Raw genomic sequence first — 19,584 nt, 5'->3', positions numbered from 1 at the left:
ATTTTGAATTTATGACTATTTTTGAACTCTTATTTAATTAAGATAAATTTCAATAAGATTTGACAAAAAATCTTATCCTATTGTGTTTTGAAAACAAGATTGGTAAAATTAAGATATTAATTATTAGAAATAACTTTACAATATTAGGAAGTAAATTAATGGGGTGAAAATATGAAAAATTTTAGAGACTTGGGAGGAATAGCATCTCAAGATGGCAGATTTGTAAAAAAGGGGTATTTCTATAGATCAGCTAACTTAGAGAATCTTTCTAAAGAAGATGTAGATACTTTAAATAAGTTAAATATAAAGTGTATCTTCGATTATAGAAGCGATAGTGAAGCAAGTAACCATCCATCAACAGAAATTGAAGGTGTTAAAAATATTCGAGTTCCAGCGATGAATTTACAAAAGTTTAGTGGAGTTAAATTTGGATCAATCGAAGATATGATAGACAATATGTTTGAAAAATCGAGTGCATTTAATATGCTTAAAGAGAATTACCATGAGCTACCGATAAATAATCCTTCGTATAGAAGACTTGTAGAGCTTGTAAGAGATCCGGATATGCTTCCTTTGTTAAATCACTGTACAGCAGGAAAAGACAGAACAGGTGTCGGGAGTGCTATAATTTTAATGATATTTGGAGTATCTAGAGAAAATATTATTAGAGATTACTTAAAGAGCAATGATTTTGCAGAAAATGAAATAAATAATCTAATAGAACTAAAGCCTGAGTTTAAAAAAGTAGACAGAGAAAAATTAAACCATATATTTGGTGTTAATTTAGATTATATAAATGCTGCTTTTGACAGAATAGACGACGAGTACAAAACTGTAGAAGACTACTTAAATGGCGAGTTCGGATTAGACTTAGATGAATTAAATAATCTGAGAAATATGTATTTAGAGTAACATAAATCTTGAAATTAGTAGCTTAAGATTTAAGTATAACTTTGTTATAAAAATTTTAGGGGGATTTTTTTGTGTTAAAAAAATGGTTAAACATTGTCAAAAAAAAGCAAACAGATAAACATTATAATGAAGAAAAAGTTTTAAAGGAATATGAAGATGAAATAGAAACAGAAGCAAAGATTAATAAAGAAATAGAAACAGCTATTAAAGGCGTAACGGAAATAGTAGAGAGTAAAAAAGAAGACGTTGATATTGAAGAACTAAGGATAAAAAATGAAGTAGAATGTGGAAGAGCAGAAGAGATAAAAGAAGAAAGCGAAATAGAGAATAATAATTTTAATGAACTTGAGAATGAAACAGAAGCCGAAAAAACAGAAGAAGCTGAAGTAAAGGCGGATAAAACTGATGAATCTCATGAATTAGAAAATAATATAGAACTGATTGAAGAAAAAAGAAATGAAAAAGTTTTCGAAATAGCAGAGACACTTCGAGAAAATGATAATCATGACGCTGATTATATAAAAAAGGTTAAGATAAAAAGGGCGAAGTCTATAAAAGCTATAAATATTTATACCAATGAAAATGTAGAATTTAAAACTCACGCAGATTGTAGTCGAAAATTAAAAGTACCTTTAAGTTATATTAAAGAAAATATTTTATATGGATATACAGACTACTTTGGAGATGCAATAAACTATATCGGTGAGCAGCTTGGATTAATGGAATACTCAGATAAGAACGATAAGTATTTGGATAATGGTAAAAATCCATTTGAAACTTATAAACAATTAAATGATCGAATTTTTTCGCCAAAGGTTTCTGAAGAAAAGAGAGGTTATATATTGGGAAGTTCTACAATTGAGCCGATTAGTATGACTTACTCATTTGAGTGTTTAGATTCTGAATACGACGATTATTATAATAAGTACAAAGAGATAATAAAAAGGACAGGTAAGAAAAAAGTAGAGCTCGTTAAGAAAAATGGTGATTTATTAGAGGTGTTTAAATCTGTAGAAGAATGTGCAAATTACCTCAAATTAGATAAAACAAAAGTACAGGAAATGCTAAAATGTGGAGATACAAAAGTAGATAGAAATTATATTAGATATAGTTTTAGAAAAATATGATTCACTAAAAATTCATATTAGTTTCGACTCTTATTCACACAATATAAATTTTTATAATGTAAAATAATATACAATAAGAATTGTGTAATAATTCGGAAGGAGCCTGATAGATCAAGTGAAAGCCTCAAAGTTTAAACATAAGAAATCTCGTGATCTATTGAGAATAAAACAAATATCTATTATAACTTTAATAGGACTAATATTTTTAGGTATATATATGTCAGGAAAGTTTACGATTAAAAAGATTCTGTATTCACAGAAAACTTATAGTAAAGACAAGATAGTAGCAACTATGAGTGGATTTATTATTACTGAAGAAGATTTAAAGATAAAGATGGATCAGATCTTATGCCTTACTGATAAATCACCTACGAGTAGCGAGGAAGTTAAGAGATATGAGTACAACTTAATAGACCATATTACTAAGACTGAAATACTGTACAAAGAAGGAAAATCAAGTGGAATAAAAATCTCTGGCGATGAAATAAACAAACAGTATACGACAATAATAGGTGAACTTAAAGAGAAGTATTCTTTAAATGAGGACAGAATCTTAAACAAGCTTAGTATAGACAAGGTTGCCTTTGAAAATGAGATAGACAAAGAACTTATAGCGAGAAGGTTTATAACCACAGCGTGCAAGGTAAGCGATGAAGAGGCAAAGGATTACTACTTTAGCAATAGAGATGATTTCTTAGAAATTAGGGCGTCGCATATACTAATAAAGGATTTAGATGCGAAGGGAAATGAATTAAAAGGAAAGCAAAAAGATAAAGCTAAAGATAAAGCAGATCAAATTCTGAAAAAAGCATTGACTGGAAGTAATTTTGCAGATTTGGCTAAAGAGTACTCTGAAGATCCGAGCTCGAAGTACGGAGGTGATTTGGGGTATTTTGGAAGAGGAGAAATGGTTGAGTCTTTTGAAAAAGCAGCATTCTCATTAAATGTTAATCAGATTTACGATAAAGTTGTAAAGAGCGACTACGGTTATCATATAATTAAAAGAACATCAAAAAGATATAAAGATTTTTCAGAAGTAAAAAATGAAATAATAAACAAAATTTCTTATGAGAAACAAAGTAATTTGATAAGACAGCTAAAGGACAAATACAATCTAAATGTTGTAGATGAATACAACTATAAAAATTAAATTTAAACTAATTTTAGATCATTTTAATAGCCTATTAATATTAATAGCTATATTTTTTAGATTAAAATAATCGCCATATGTTCAGAAAATTCTTTGAAAAGAAAGGTTATTTATTTAACCTACACTATATTGCAAAAATAAATAAAAATGTAAAAATTAGTAAGAAAATGTTGAGAATTAGATAAATAGATGATATCATCTACCTATAAGATTAATTATGGAAACGGTTTCATTTAAATAAATAGACCTAAATGATCTTAATAACAAATTTAATGATTCGTATCAAGAAGGTAAATTTAACCCGATTGTTGAATATATAATTTCAAATATCTTTATATTTGGTCAGAAATATTTTGAGGAGGTTTTTTATAATGAATGTAAAAGACAGAGTACTTAAATTAAGAGAGCTTATGGAAGAGAAAAATATAGATGCCTATATAATTCCATCTTCTGATAGTCATCAAAGTGAATACGTAGGTGATTATTTTAAATCTAGAGAGTTTATCTCAGGATTTACAGGATCAGCAGGGACTGTAGTAGTAGCTAAGGATAAGGCTGGTCTTTGGACAGATGGTAGATACTTTATACAAGCTGAAACACAATTAGAGGGAAGTACAGTAGATTTATACAGAATGGGACAAGAAGGCGTTCCATCAATCGAAGAATTCTTATTGAATACAATAAAAGAAGGCGGAACTCTAGGATTTGACGGTAGAGTTGTATCTGCTAAAGAAGGTAGTGCTTATGCTGAAAGATTAGCTGCAAAAGGAATCAAAATTGAGTATCAATATGATTTAATAGATGCTGTTTGGGAAGATAGACCAGCTCTATCTGATAGCAAAGCATTTTTACTAGATGTAAAATACACTGGTGAAACTTTTAGTTCAAAACTAGCAAGACTTAGAGACAAAATGAAAGAAAAAAACGCTACTTATCATGTAATAACTACTCTTGATGATATAGCCTGGTTATTTAATATAAGAGGTGGGGATGTAACATTCAATCCAGTTGTGCTTTCATATGCCGTTGTTACATTAAATGAAGTTCATTTATTCCTTGATGAAAACAAATTAAACGATGAAATAAGAGCGGAATTAGCAAAAGAAAATGTACAAATAAAATCTTACAATGATGTTTATGATTTTGTTAAACAAGTTGGAAAAGACGAAAAAGTATTAATAGATGGAACTAAAATAAACTATGCTATACTTAACAACATACCAGCAGGAGTTAAAAAAATAGATCAATTTAACCCAGTTATGTTCTTCAAAGCTCAAAAGAACGAAATAGAGATAAAGAATATAAGAAACTCACACATCAAAGACGGTGTTGCTGTTACTAAATTTATGTATTGGTTAAAAAATAATGTAGGAAAAATGGAAATAACAGAAATCAGTGCGACTCAAAAACTAGAAGATTTTAGAAGAGAGCAAGAAGGATTTATCGAGCCAAGTTTCGACACAATAGCTGGATACAAAGAGCACGCTGCTATGATGCACTACAGTGCAACTCCAGAATCTGACTATAAACTAGAGCCTGAACATCTATTCCTAGTTGACTCAGGTGGTCAGTACTACGATGGAACAACTGATATTACAAGAACTTATGCACTAGGTCCAATAAGTGATGAGTTAAGACTTCACTTTACATCAGTACTTAGAGGTATGATAGGACTATCAAGAGCTAAATTCTTACACGGATGTAGAGGATACAACCTAGATATACTTCTAGAGGAATTATGTGGCAAATGGGAATAGACTATCAATGTGGAACAGGACACGGAATAGGATTCGTTCTTAACGTGCATGAAGCTCCAAATGGATTCAGATGGAGAGTTGTTCCTGAGAGATTTGACAGTGCAGTTCTTGAAGAAGGAATGGTAACTACTAATGAGCCAGGAATTTATATAGAAGGATCTCATGGAATAAGACTGGAAAATGAAATAGTAACTAAAAAGGCTGAGAAAAACATGTACGGACAATTTATGGAATTTGAAGTTGTTACGTTTGCTCCATTAGACCTAGATGCTGTAGACCCAACTATAATGACTAAAGAAGAGAAAGATTACTTAAACTGGTACCATGGACAAGTATTCGAAAAAGTTTCTCCTCACTTAACTGCTGAAGAGAGAGAATGGTTAAAAGAGTACACAAGAGCTATATAATGAATTTTATATTTAGATAAATGTTTAAGCGTGTTATTCGGTATATAAGTGCCGTTTAGCACGTTTTTGCTTTATAGAGAAGTAAGCTAGTATTATGTCTATTATCATACTTCTAAAGTAGTTTTATAGACAAATCACTTTTATTTCTAGATGGGGTGGAGAGATTGAAAGAGATAACTATATAATTATATGATTAAAAAAATTAATAATAATGAGTAATAAAAAAGGATATATGAGAAAAACTATCATCTTATATATCCTGCTTACTTCTTTTTATCATTTCAATAATATTCATGTAGGTATTATAATTGGTGCTTTATTAATATATGTTGTAACGGTTGTGATATACTTGTATCAAATTTAAAAACAGATAGGTAGTTATCTTAATTAGACAAAAGAGTAAAAAATAGAAAGTAACTATATTTTAATCTTTCACTGTAACTGAAGTACTAGGATGTAATGTTGTTCCACCTATTGAATAAGTTCTTTCTTTTACCAGTGGAATATTTTTATCATCTATGATAGTTCTCCACCATTCCCACGCTAGACCAGTACACTCTCTTATTTTTACATTTATATTTCTGGAATTACCTTTTAAATATATTTCTGTATTAAATTTTGCTGTTCTATTTTTCATATTATCATCCCAAGCTTTATGTGAGATTACTTCATTACCATTTTCATCGTAATCAACCTCATCCCATGTTATATCGAAATCAGCAACATAAGCTCCGTGATGATCAAGTTTTATCTTCCCATGCGTATATTCTTTAGATGTTGTTTCTATATATTCGGTCTTATTGTTTACAGTTGCTACGCTATTATCCTTTAAAAATGTACTTGTATAAGAAATTGGGTAACCAGGATTCTGTGGACTATACACTGAATTTTTTTTAATAAGTGCTCTTATTTTGTTAAAATCTTTAGTTACTACCTTATTATGTTGTTCTGCTCCTCCTCCTAAAACAGTTGCGGTAAATGAGCTTTGTTCTAATATATCTTTATACTCAGCATTACTTTGTACATCTTGACCGTTAATTAATGCTTTAAACGCTGCTTTTACATTTGTACTATTAGATGTAGTTTCTAGTTTTACGTAAACTGTTCTACCGTAAGCTACATTAGATACATAAGCTGGAGGATTATCATTATTCATACCTTTTTTAGTTAATGAATCGTATGTTACTTTATCACCAAATAAATCTGAAGGTTTGTTTGGAGCATCTACGCTTACTGTATAGAATATTTGCTTATAAGACACTACCATAACTTGTTTTTCACCTTTAAATATAGAATCAAAGTCTATATTTAATGTTTTATTTATTGTTTTTAAGTTACATCCAAACATTGTTGATAATTGTGAAGAACTATATACCATAGTATCAGAATAGTTTACTCTTGCAGGAATAGTGTACTCAGACGAAAAGTTCTTATTCCATTTTTTAAGTAGAGAATTTATGGAACCATTTACAGAAGAGTAGGTTGGTGATTCTACAACTTTAGATCCACCTTTACCCATTCCAGGTAAATCAATACTTAAAGTAATTGGCTTTCTTTCACACGAAACCAAAGTCGGTTTGTTTTCTACTAGACTTCTATTTGCTAACTGTATAGCACCAGGGTAAGTCTTATCATTTATCGAATCAATTATTGATATATCTGCAGTAGAATCTGAGATACTTTTCTTTTCACGCTTTATAACAGTATATTTGTTTGGATCATTGTGACCTTCTTTAGGGATAAAGTTTTCTATATTTTCACCACTAAAAGATAAGATTTGATTTGGATCATATATTAGATTATAAATATGATCGTCTATAACCTCGCTGTTATTTATAGATACTTTTTCTTGTTGCTCCGGCATAATAGCTTGTACAGCATCTCTCATTGGTAAATAGCATATTATTGCAGAGAAAATTAGGACATAAGAGAATGATTTTAAATATCTTTTTTTGACTTTCATATACAACCCTCCCTTTTTTAATACGTAATTATTATCAGTTTTCTTTAATAATTTAACTACATTAAAGTCAAAGTATTATTATAATTATATTTTATCATAAATATAAGTTAAATAATACTGATTAAAGATAATTTTGGAAAAGTCGTCGAGTGGTTGGTAAATGGAGAATAAAAGGAAATACGGCGACATTAGGAAACTACGAGACTGATATAACATGATATTGCAAGATACTCTTAATTACAAAATCATTAAAGTATTTAAGGAAATTCAACTTAAGATAGAATGATTTGAAAAAATTATAAAAAGTATACAAATTTCACGATTATAGTTGTTAATTTTATAAATAGAAAAAATAAATTTTATAAGAAAGAACGAATAAGTAAAATATTATAGAAAAATAATTTTTAAAATGATTTATACTTTTATTATTTATAAAAAAATGTTGAAAATTCAAGGTAAATAATTTGTAAATCTAAAAAACAAATGAAAGGAATTATTCAATTTACAGAAAACATGGAAATTCATATATTGATAAAAATATAATGACAATGAAAAAACATATTGAGTACTCCTTAAAATGGTGATATATTTAAAGTATGTTGTATTGACAATAAATGCACAAAAATATTAATATCTGGAGGTATTTGTGATGAACGTAAAAGATAGAGTGATTAAGTTAAGAGAACTTATGAAAGAGAAGAATATAGATGCCTATATTATTCCATCTTCAGACAGTCATCAAAGTGAATACGTAGGTGATTATTTCAAATCGAGAGAATTTATTTCGGGATTTACAGGATCAGCGGGTACAGTTATAGTAACTCAAGATGATGCAGGTCTATGGACTGATGGAAGATATTTTATACAAGCAGAAGGTCAATTAGAAGGAAGTACGGTAAGATTATTTAAAATGGCACAAGAAGGCGTTCCTACAACTGCTGAATATTTATATGAAAACATTCCAGAAGGTGGAACATTAGGTTTTGATGGTAGAGTTATATCAGCCAAAGAAGGTGCAAGTTTGTCTGATAAGTTAGCTAAAAGAGGAATCAAAATAGAGTACGAATACGATTTAATAGATAATGTCTGGGAAGATAGACCAGCGTTATCTGACAGCAAAGCATTTTTACTAGATGTAAAATATACTGGTGAGAGCTTAAGCTCAAAACTGGATAGAGTTAGAGAAAAAATGAAAGAAGAAAACACTACATACCATGTGATAACTAGTCTTGATGATATAGCTTGGCTGTTTAATATAAGGGGTGGAGATGTTGAATACAGCCCAGTAGTTTTATCTTATTCAGTAGTGACTTTAAATGATGTATATCTATTTGTTGACGAAAACAAACTAAACAATGAAATAAACGCTGAACTTGCAAAGGAAAACGTTAATATAAAACCATATAACGATATATATGAATTTGTTAAAGGAATAGACAGCAGTGAGAGAGTATTGCTTGATGGAGCAAAAATCAACTACGCAGTTTACAACAACATACCAGAAAGCGTTGAAAAAGTAGACAAGACTAACCCTGTTTTATTCTTTAAAGCTGTTAAAAATAAAGTTGAATTAGAGAATATAAGAAACTCTCATATAAAGGATGGTGTTGCATTTACTAAATTTATGTACTGGGTAAAAAACAATGTTGGAAAGATGGAAATATCTGAAATTAGCGCTAGTCAAAAGCTAGAGGATTTAAGAAAAGAGCAGGATGGATTCTTTGAGCCAAGTTTTGATACAATCGCTGGATATAAAGATCACGCTGCTATGATGCACTACAGCGCTACTCCAGAGACTGATTATAAACTTGAAGCAGAGGGAATGTTCTTGATAGATTCAGGTGGACAGTACTATGACGGTACTACAGATATAACAAGAACATTGGTGCTTGGACCTATAAGTGATGAGCACAAACTTCACTTTACATCAGTGGCTAGAAGTATGATAAGCTTATCTAGAGTTAAGTTTTTATACGGTTGTATAGGATATAATCTAGATGTACTTTCTAGAGGAATTATTTGGCAGATGGGGATAGATTACCAATGCGGTACTGGACACGGCGTAGGGTTTGTTCTAAACGTTCACGAATCTCCTAATGGATTTAGATGGAAAGTAAATCCTGATAGATTTGAGACAGCAGTTCTTGAAGAAGGAATGGTAACTACTAATGAACCGGGTATATATATAGAAGGTTCCCATGGAATTAGAACAGAGAATGAGCTAGTTACTAGAAAAGTTGAGAAAAATATGTACGGTCAGTTTATGGATTTTGAGGTTGTTACATTTGCTCCAATAGACTTAGACGGTATTGTGCCAGAACTTATGACTTATGAAGAGAGAGATTACCTAAACTGGTACCACGGACAAGTATTTGAAAAGATATCTCCACATTTAAATAATGAAGAGAGAGAATGGTTAAAAGAGTACACAAGAGCTATATAGAGTTTATAGATAAGGACAACAACTAATACCGAATTAGTTGTTGCTCTGAATACAATAATAATTAATTTTATTATAACGAAGCATCTGATTCGCAGTCAGTTGCTTCGTTATTTTTGTACTTATTTTAATTTTTATATAATAATAGAGTATAGAGTCAATTTCTTTAAGTAAAAAACCGCCTCAAGTAAAAACTGAGACGGTTTTGTGGCAACCCTATTCTTCGGTTAATTTCATAAGCCATCTATTTAGTAAAAATAAAATAGAACCGCATATAATAAGCACAGTTGGAATTGCAATGTATACGCTTAACATTCCTATACTGTCAATTATAGCTTGTGTGTAACCAGAAATCTTGTTTGCTGCAAACTTACCAAGGAACCAAACAGCTGTTAAAGATGATACATATTTTTCTGGTGAAAGTTTGTTGACCATTCCGTATCCTATCGGTGAAAAACAAATCTCTCCAATACTTTGGAAAGTTAAAAATCCGACTATCCAAAGTATGCTTGCCTTAAATGCTGGATCTACACTAGATGTGTTTTGCTTGATTGCTCCAATTATAAAGAAGAATCCAATAGCTAGTATTAAGAACCCTAACCCCATCTTATTTACTACGCTTACATCTTTTTTTCTAATTGTTGCTATCTTAATCCATATATAAGATATTGTAGGACCTAGTATTACACATAAAAGCCCATTATATGAATCTATCCAAGAAGTTGGAACCTCAAAATTACCTATAAATAAGTTTATATTTTCCTTTGTGTAAAGGGCGATTGACATGGTAGCTTGATTGTACGCTATCCAAAAAAATACTGTAAAGAAAGCTAAAACTAAAATCATAAGGATTCTCTGTTTTTCTTTTTTTGTAAGTGGAACTAGAGATAATTTCTTTTTTTCTTCTAATGTACTTTTCATTTTTGCTTTTCTGGTCTGTTTTTCAGCGTAATCCTCTTTAAAAAAGATTTTATCCCCTATTATAAAAACGAACAATCCGATAATAGTAATTATTGAGGCGATTAAAAATACATATCTGTATCCATATACTACAACATCAGAACCTAGTTTATGTGAAAACCAAGCATTAGCTATAAGTCCACCAATAAAAGGTCCGATTAGTGTTCCTATATTTGTTGAAGTGTATGTAATCAAAAATGCGCTGTCTTTTCTAGGGTCTTCATTGTTGTAAAGACTCCCTACTAAAGTATGCAGGTTTGATTTATAGAAACCTATCCCAAGCCCTGTCAAAAATATCATTATGTGTATTGAACTTTCACTTAAAGCAAAGTAACCGATAAAGTATCCTATCGAAACTAGGACTAGGCCTATTTTAATGCAGTTTTTTGAACCAATAAACCTGTCGCTAACCCAACCTCCTATTATTGGAGAGAAGTATGCCCACGACAGAAAAGAGGCCACCATAGATGATGCTTGTGCAGCACTTAAGCCTAAACCACCGTTTATAGTATTTTCGGCTAAAAATAGCAAAAGAACTAGTTTAACACCATAATATGCCAGTCCAACTATAGTAAATATCGAACAGCAGAAATATAAAGCTTTTGGTTGTTTAATTGTATTTTCTTTTTTTAGTATTGCATCCATTGTTTGTTACTCCTCCAAGATTGTGTATAAATTATAAGTCTAATTTTAAGTCTCCGTCTTTAATCCAATTTTTCTTCCTCATAAATTGAGCTATGATAAGGGTTATGATAGCTGGTAAGATAAAATGAAGTAATATTATTCCAAGCCACATAGAAGGGCCAGATCTACCGACGCTTTCCATAGCTGTAATTGTTCCAAATTGCCCGACCAATCCGCATGTACCCATTCCTGATCCTATTGGTATGTTTTCCATTTTAAAGACTGTTGTCGAAAGAGGACCAAGTATTATAGAACTAAGTGTAGGGGGTATCCATATTTTCCAGTTTTTTACTATATTAGGCACCTGTAACATAGATGTTCCTATGCCTTGAGCAACTAGACCACCTACGCCATTTTCCTTATAGCTCATAACTGCAAATCCAATCATCTGACAACAGCAACCTACTGTAGCAGCTCCACCAGCTAGTCCACCAAGGCTCAACATAATGCAAATTGCAGCACTGCTAATAGGTAGCGTAAGAGCGATTCCAACTAAGGCAGATACAAGTGCACCCATTATAACTGGCTGCATTGTAGTAGATTTCATTATTAGATTTCCAAATGAAGTCATAAACGCAGAAATAACTGGCCCGACTAGTCCAGCAACAAAAACACCGACAAGTATTGTAACAGCAGGAGTGACTAATATATCAACTTTTGTTTCTTTTGATACCAATTTACCAAATTCTGTAGCAAATATTGTGGCAATATACGCACCTACAGGTCCTCCGAGTTCGTTTCCGTATGATCCAACGAGCACACTTGAAAAAAGTACTAACGGTGGGGCTTTTAAGCCGTAAGCTATTGAAACGGCAATCGCTGGTCCAGTAACCTGTGTAGCTATTGGGCTAATAACCTCAGTAAAAAGCTTGATATCGAGTTTTGTACCTAATGTATTAAATATCGTGCCAATTAAAAGAGAAGCGAATAATCCTAGAGCCATAAAACCTGTGGCATCTACAAGATAATTTTTTAACGAAAGTTCTATCTTTTTCTTTTTTAAAAAACCTATTACGCCGTTTTTTGCATTATCTGGATTCAAATTTTCTAAACCTCCTTCAAAAATAATATTTATAGCATGAGTTTATTATATATATTTTGTACAATATTGGCAAATACTATTTAAAATAAGTGCTACGAGTCGTTTGGTGGTGTTTTATCAAATGCAATTATAGTTTTAAATTTTTAATTTATAGTTTATAATTAGAAATAAGATTCTAATTTATATAATTAGAATTTTAAGTATTAAAAAATCCTTGTTAGGGTAAAAATATTTTAATAATCAATAGTAGAGGGAGTGGAAGGATGAGATATATAAAGGAACACAAAACTTAAAAATAGCTATTTTATTATCTATTCCTATACTGCTAATAGCTCAGTTTTACCTATTTAAAATCGGGATACTTAGACCAATGGTTAAAGGAGTAGAGATTGAAATATCTGAAGGAGATTTTATAAAGGATATAGATAAGTATATTATAAGGTTAAATGATACCGTAGAATTATCTACAGGAAAGTATATTAAGGTACCATCTTATGCAAAAGATCCTAATATATGGTTCAATGTTTTAGATAATAACGGAACAATAAAGATAAAAGGCAATAAAATGATAGCTCTCAAGGTTGGTTATTCATCAATCGGTATAATGAAAAATTCGAGGGTGTTAAAAAAGGCCACCATAAGAGTAGTTGATCCAAAAGTGGATTCTTTAGATATGCAGATAGATGGTAAGTTAAATTATGTAGGTGATACTGCAAAAATTGAGAGTGTTGTAGATGTTGATTACGATAGATTTAAAGTAGCATATAAGCCTGAATTTATTAGTAGCGATACAGATGTGTTAAAAATTGTTGGTAAAAAAGTAGAGGCGGTCGGAGTAGGAAGTGCTACAATAACTGCAAAATGTGGAGATAAAGAAGTTGAAAAAGATTTCGATGTCCAAGCATTAGTAGACAGTATCAATATAAGCAAAAATATAACTATAGAAGTGGATCAAGAGTACAATATAAATCCAGAAGTTGAAACTAGTCCAGAAGGGTTAAAACCTCCAAAAATTATTTACAGTTTAGTAGAGTCTAAACTTCCGATTGAAAGAAATATAAGCTTAGGTAAAAATGGAAATATAGTTGGGCTTAGACCAGGTAAAGAGAAAATTCAGATAAGTTGTGGTAATGAGTCTAAAACTATAACGGTTAATGTAGTAAAAGATTTGATATCGAATAAAGGCATTAAAAATCTGATGTACAACCAAACTATCAAAGGAAACAAAATTGTAATAGATTTATCCTGGGACTATATGCCAAATGTAAATAACTACGAAATATTCTATAAAAATAATTTAACAACAGGAAAATTTTTAAGGTATGGATCTGTAAAAGTAACTAGCAAAGAAATAGGATCTGATGGAAGAGTCTATTACATTATGGAAGTAGAGCTAAATAAAAACAAAAAAGTAGATATAGATGTATATATTGTAGGAAATGGCGATGGAATGCAGACAAAACCTAGTAAAATAGTCAATATCAGCAATGGTGAAGAGACTACTAATGAAATTGGAAATACTAAAGTGGAAAATTTATCTATAAGTACATTTGGAAGCGATAGAATCTATTTAAAATGGGATAAAGTAAGCTTTAAAGGCTCTACTTATAGCGTATATGTTAGAAATAATGATGCAGGTGAAAGTGATTTTACTTTATACAAAAATGGTATTTATGAAAATGAGTATTCCTTTAGCAAACCAGATATAAAAGAAGATGGAGAATTAAATATTGATGTCTATATTATAGCTACACATAATGGAAATAATTCAAAACCAAGCGATGTAGCAAATTTAAAGTAAATTTAACCCATACGAGTGAAAAATAAAAGATAGTATACAAAAAGATTATAATATGTAAAGCCGTATTCGAGACTAATCATAAGTATTGAATATGGCTTTTTTTCTTAATATAGAGTATTCATAAATGCATTTATAAGATAAAAAAGGGTGATTTGGCAATAACAATCAGTTGTAGTTAAAAATTATTTGTGATAAAATAATTGACAGAAATTAAAATTGCATTTAACTTTTTTTGAAAGAAAAATTGCAAATTATACAAAATAAAGGTAAAATTATAGATAGTTGTCAAATAAATTCAGAAAAGTCGTATGATTCGATTAACTATTTATAGGCTAAAATGATTTAGAAAGGAGGAATATCAAGGAAGTGTATCTTGATAATAAATTAGTTATGAATGAAGAAACTAGAATTTCCTTGGAAAGAGCTGAGACTTTAAAACACAAAATAGATGACTATATGCTTGCCAGAAAGTCAATATCAAGGGGTCTTGAGAAAAAAGAAGAAATTCAAGGAAGAAAAAGAAAAATATTGAATATTTTAAATGGAACGGAAGAAGATTGGAATAACTATAAATGGCAACTTTCTAATAGGATAACCGATGTAGAGACGTTATCAAAAGTTTTAGATTTAAGTGAAAAAGAGAAAGAAAATATAAATGAGGTAGCTTCACAATTTAGATGGGCAATATCTCCATATTATCTAAGTCTTATAGATCCAGAAGATCCATATGATCCAATTAAATTAATGTCAATTCCGATGAAGGTAGAGCTAGATGACGATGAAAATGATCTAGATCCAATGAATGAAAAATATACAAATCCAGCGGGATGTATTACAAGAAGATATCCTGATAGGTTAATCATCAATGTTACAAATGAATGCGCAATGTACTGTAGACACTGCCAAAGAAGAAGAAATATAGGTCAAACAGATTCCCATAATACAAAGGCAAAGATACAAGAATCAATAGATTATATTAGAAAAAATGAAGAAATAAGAGATGTACTTGTAACAGGAGGAGATACTCTTACACTAAAAGACGATATGCTAGAGTGGATACTTAGCGAACTTAAGAGTATACCTCATGTAGATTACGTCCGTCTTGGCAGTCGAGCTTTAGTTACTATGCCACAGAGGGTTACAGATGAACTTTGCGAAATGATTAAAAAGTATCATCCAGTATATATAAATACACATTTCAATCATCCGATGGAGATAACAGAGGAATCGAAAAAAGCATGCGAAAAACTTGCTAATGCAGGTGTACCACTAGGTAATCAAGCGGTTTTATTAAATGGTATAAACAACGATAAGTTTGTTATGAAATCACTAAATCATGAACTTCTTAAAATTAGAGTAAAGCCTTATTATATTTTTCAAAGTAAGCATGTTAAGGGTACGAGACACTTTAATACATCAGTAGACGCAGGTTTAGAAATTATGGAATACCTAAGAGGATACACATCTGGGTTAGCTATTCCTACTTATATTATAAATGCGCCTAAAGGTGGTGGAAAAACACCTATACTACCTCAGTATTTGATTTCAAAAGGGACAGACTATATTATGATGAGGACTTGGGAAGGTCAAGTTGTTAAGATGGAAGACAATCCAGCCTTTGATATAAAAAAAGTAATCGATAAAAGTATTAAATAGACTATAACTAGAATATAAATAAAAAATATAAATATTTGTAAAACAAAAAATGGCCAGGCTCAAAAGTATTTAAATCTACTTTTGGGCCTGGTTTATTTTTTAAGCAAAATTAAATTATTTAATATTATCAAATGATATCAAAATATAATAAAAAATATTAAGAGAACATATATATGAATATATAACTATTAGAATAGAGGTGAGGAGTATAGATAATGAAATTATTGTTAAATACAGTGGAGATATAATGCGTCTAGAGCAGGAACTCGGTGTGAGAGTTGAAATATTAAGCCAGATGTACGCAATAATAACTTTTGAAAATATAGAACAAGTAAATCAGTTACTTCTATACCCTGAAATAGAATATATAGAAAGACCGTTTACATTGGGTCTTCAAGATGTTCAAAGTTTTTCAAGTACGGGAATAACATCGTTTAAAGGTAGAACAGGTCTAACTGGTAGGGGAACTATTTTAGGAATTATAGATTCTGGAATTGATTATACCTTGCCGATTTTTAGGACTGCAACGGGAGAGTCAAAAATTCTTTACTATTGGGATCAATCTATAGAAGGAAATCCTCCAGCTGGTTTTATAGAGGGGACTGTCTACGATAATGTCCAAATAAACGAGTCAATAAATGGACCTCAAACTATACCTATATCTACAACTAGTCTCCATGGTACACATGTAGCGGGAATATGTGCAGGAATTGCTACTGATGCAAGTATAATATTTGTTAGAGTAGGAACTCGACAGACAGATGTTTTTTCTAGAAGTACAGAGTTTATGAGGGCAATAAAATTTATACTAGATAGATCGCTAGAGTTAAGATTGCCTGTTGCTATAAATATTAGCTATGGAACTAATGAAGGATCACATAGAGGACTTTCACTGTTCGAGCAGTATATAGATGATATGTGTTTATTTTGGAAGAATAATATAGTCGTTGCTGCTGGAAATAATGGAGATAAAGGGGGTCATACTAGGATAAATCTTTCTAATAATTTAACGCAGGAAGTCGAGTTTGTCATTGGTGAAAATGAACCTATTTTAAACATAAATATATGGCCTCATTTTGTAGATACATTTAGAGTAGGATTGATAACTCCTGCGAATACAAGGACAAATTTTATGTCAATTGAAGCTAGGGAGCTAAATGTAAGATTACTAAATACAACTATACAAGGATATTTTTATCCGATTGCTCCATACTCAACAACTAGGAGGGTTTCTATACAACTTAGATCAAATACTGCAATCGATGCCGGTATCTGGAAAATAGTATTTGAACCAATAGATATAGTTATGGGCAGTATAGATATATACCTGCCAACATCTGAAGGTCTAAGTGTAAATACTAGATTTTTAACACCATCAAAAACACTTACAACAACTGTTCCTGGGACGGCTTCTAGGGTGATCACAGTAGGAAGTTATAATTCAAGAACGGATCAAGTATCTGTATTTTCAGGCGAGGGAGATGTAGAATCAGGGATAATAAAACCTGATTTATTGGCTCCAGGGGAAGGAATTTCATCGTATTTACCAGGTGGAACATTAGGAGCGCTCAGTGGAACTAGTATGGCAACACCTCATGTTACAGGGGTATGTGCACTTCTTATGCAGTGGGGTATAGCAGATGGAAATGACTTATTTATGTATTCTCAAAGGTCGAAATCTGTTTTAATAGAGCAAGCTAGAAGGGACGCAGGGACAAAATATCCAAACGATGCAAGTGGTTTTGGAAAATTAGATATGTCTGGTCTTTATATTACTAATATGGCTAGTTATCAAACAGAGGCAGGGGAATATTACTGATCTAGTTAAATGATTATGTTGATGAAATATACAATTTATATCAGTGAGAAATCTAAAGAAAGTTTAGAGAGTGTGGTTGATTATTATGATAAAGAAGGGTGATTATACAAACAAAACTGATAATATAGTCAATGAGAATAAAAAAGATAGTAAAAAAACCAAATCTGTAGAGGATATAGAAATAAATTATGGTTTGATACGACAAGATAGTGTACTTTATGATTTAAATGTTACGTTTACATCTAATTTCTTCAATGAATTTGAAGAGGCAGGGTACAATTATAACTTTTTAAGATTGAGTGAAAACTTTGGCGTGTTGAGGCTAACTAAAGAAACCTATAGATCTGGAACAGTAGACATACTTAAATTAAGATCAGTTACAGATATCGGAAAAACAGTAAGAATGGCACCGTTAAGCAGTGTAAGCCAGGGGGTTTCAGAAGGTGTAGTATCAACCGAAGATATAGGTGCAAATTATTTTAAGAACAACCCCAATATATCTATAACTGGGCGTGGAGTGATAATCGCAGTAGCCGATAGTGGAATAGACTATCTTCATCAGGATTTTATATATCCAGATGGTACTTCGAAAATTCTGTATTTATGGGATCAAACTATAGAAGGGAATCCTCCTGATGGTTTTTATATTGGAACTGAGTATACAAGAGAAGATTTAAATAGAGCAATAGCTGAAAATAACTCTAGCCTATCTCAAGATGAATCAGGAAGAGGGACTATGATAAGCGGTATATGCGCAGGTATGGGAAATGTAAATCCTGAATACGCTGGTGTAGCAATAGATGCAGAGCTAATAGTGGTAAAACTTGCTAGAATTGGTGATAACTTCAATAATGCAATGTTATATGCATCATCTCAATATGCGTATTTAAAAGCACAACAACTCAGTAGACCATTGATAATAAATATATCTTATGGAAGTAACAATTTACTTGGTCTAAACAATATAGATACAACAAGATACTTTGAAAGGGGATTTATTGAGGTAGTTGGAGCAGGAGATGAAGGTGATACACAGACACATACGACTGGTAGGATACAATCTGTTGGCGATTCGGTCGAAATTGAGCTTGAATTGAGCGAAGATGAAGAAGAGCTTACATTAGACTTGTGGGTTGAGAGACCGGACCAAGTAGATGTAGAAATATTTTCTCCATCTGGTGAGCAGAGCAGAAATATTGGTGCATTTTCAAACTATATCGAAGTTAGCGGGTTGTTTGATCTCGAAGACACTAGATATTCACTAACCTATATATATCCTACAACTCTTTCTGGACAGCAATTTACACAGATTTACTTAAGATCTCCGAAACGAGGAATATGGAGAGTTAGGCTTACAGGTATAAGTATATTGAATGGAAGGTACAATCTGTATTTGCCGAATAGGGTTTTTATAAAACCAGGAACAACATTTAGAAATCCAGATCCGTCGTATACAATTAATTATCCGGGTATAAGAGAAGAGGTTATCACAATTGGCGCTTACAATTCTTTTAACCAAAGTATTTGGAATGGTTCTTCAAGGGGACCTACAGTTCAGAACTGGATGAAGCCTGATATTATTGCACCTGGAGTAAATATAATAGCACCTTACCCTGGAAATACATACGCAACTATTACAGGTACAGGAGCAGCTGCAGCTCATGTTTCAGGAGCAGCTGCAATATTTTTTCAATACACACTCGTAGATGGATACTATGTAAATCAGGGTAATATGTCTAGTTTTAAGACATTTATACAATTAGGTGCTGATCAAAATCTTAATATTACGTATCCAAATAACAGTTATGGTTTTGGCGTTTTAGATTTGAGAAAAACTTTTGAAGTATTTAGATAGGGGGAGTATAA

General features: G+C 31.3%; 11 protein-coding genes and 1 pseudogene. 9 read left to right on the top strand and 3 right to left on the bottom strand.

All coding sequences use genetic code 11. The features are described 5' to 3' along the window. Positions 1 to 171 precede the first annotated feature (171 nt). From T473_RS0106240 to T473_RS16375, 4 genes and pseudogenes are all read left to right on the top strand, one after another. Positions 172 to 912 (top strand): tyrosine-protein phosphatase, encoded by a 741-nt coding sequence (locus T473_RS0106240; protein WP_024621122.1) that lies wholly within the window; start codon positions 172 to 174, stop codon positions 910 to 912. Between the two features lie 71 nt (positions 913 to 983). Further along, positions 984 to 2,039, top strand: coding sequence for a hypothetical protein (locus T473_RS0106235; RefSeq protein WP_024621121.1), 1,056 nt, complete (start codon positions 984 to 986; stop codon positions 2,037 to 2,039). A gap of 115 nt (positions 2,040 to 2,154) precedes the next feature. Further along, entirely contained in the window at positions 2,155 to 3,189 is a 1,035-nt protein-coding gene (locus T473_RS17215; protein WP_024621120.1) for a peptidylprolyl isomerase, read from the top strand. A gap of 371 nt (positions 3,190 to 3,560) precedes the next feature. After that, positions 3,561 to 5,353, top strand: a pseudogene (locus T473_RS16375) (aminopeptidase P family protein). Positions 5,354 to 5,777: 424 nt separating this feature from the next. Here the strand turns inward: T473_RS16375 and T473_RS0106220 are convergent. Beyond that, entirely contained in the window at positions 5,778 to 7,316 is a 1,539-nt protein-coding gene (locus tag T473_RS0106220) for a thiol-activated cytolysin family protein (protein WP_024621119.1), read from the bottom strand. A gap of 649 nt (positions 7,317 to 7,965) precedes the next feature. Between T473_RS0106220 and T473_RS0106215 the strand changes: the two genes are divergently transcribed. Further along, positions 7,966 to 9,759 (top strand): aminopeptidase P family protein, encoded by a 1,794-nt coding sequence (locus T473_RS0106215; protein WP_024621118.1) that lies wholly within the window; start codon positions 7,966 to 7,968, stop codon positions 9,757 to 9,759. A gap of 213 nt (positions 9,760 to 9,972) precedes the next feature. Here the strand turns inward: T473_RS0106215 and T473_RS0106210 are convergent, their stop codons facing one another. Next, positions 9,973 to 11,361 carry a peptide MFS transporter gene (locus tag T473_RS0106210; protein ID WP_024621117.1) on the bottom strand — a complete coding sequence of 463 codons (1,389 nt, stop codon included), beginning with the start codon at positions 11,359 to 11,361 and terminating at the stop codon, positions 9,973 to 9,975. 31 nt (positions 11,362 to 11,392) lie between these two features. Continuing rightward, entirely contained in the window at positions 11,393 to 12,442 is a 1,050-nt protein-coding gene (locus tag T473_RS0106205) for a PTS sugar transporter subunit IIC (protein WP_024621116.1), read from the bottom strand. Positions 12,443 to 12,812: 370 nt separating this feature from the next. Here T473_RS0106205 and T473_RS0106200 point away from each other — a divergent pair, with 370 nt between their 5' ends. The 4 genes from T473_RS0106200 to T473_RS0106185 all read left to right on the top strand — a co-directional run bounded on the left by T473_RS0106200 (position 12,813) and on the right by T473_RS0106185 (position 19,573). Then, positions 12,813 to 14,243, top strand: a complete 1,431-nt coding sequence (locus tag T473_RS0106200) for a hypothetical protein (protein ID WP_242825872.1) — start codon at positions 12,813 to 12,815, stop codon at positions 14,241 to 14,243. A gap of 366 nt (positions 14,244 to 14,609) precedes the next feature. Beyond that, positions 14,610 to 15,899: a glutamate 2,3-aminomutase gene (eam, locus tag T473_RS0106195; RefSeq protein WP_330369397.1), complete on the top strand. Its 1,290-nt coding sequence runs from the start codon at positions 14,610 to 14,612 to the stop codon at positions 15,897 to 15,899. A 199-nt stretch (positions 15,900 to 16,098) separates the two neighbouring features. Further along, positions 16,099 to 17,718 carry a S8 family peptidase gene (locus tag T473_RS0106190; RefSeq protein ID WP_161627539.1) on the top strand — a complete coding sequence of 540 codons (1,620 nt, stop codon included), beginning with the start codon at positions 16,099 to 16,101 and terminating at the stop codon, positions 17,716 to 17,718. 85 nt (positions 17,719 to 17,803) lie between these two features. After that, the gene (locus T473_RS0106185) at positions 17,804 to 19,573 is read left to right on the top strand and encodes a S8 family peptidase (protein ID WP_051365881.1); all 1,770 of its coding nucleotides are present in this window, start codon (positions 17,804 to 17,806) and stop codon (positions 19,571 to 19,573) included. Positions 19,574 to 19,584 lie beyond the last annotated feature (11 nt).

Source organism: Clostridioides mangenotii TR, assembly GCF_000498755.1.
In the GTDB taxonomy this organism is placed as follows: domain Bacteria; phylum Bacillota; class Clostridia; order Peptostreptococcales; family Peptostreptococcaceae; genus Metaclostridioides; species Metaclostridioides mangenotii_A.
This window is presented reverse-complemented; position numbering and strand designations above follow the sequence as displayed.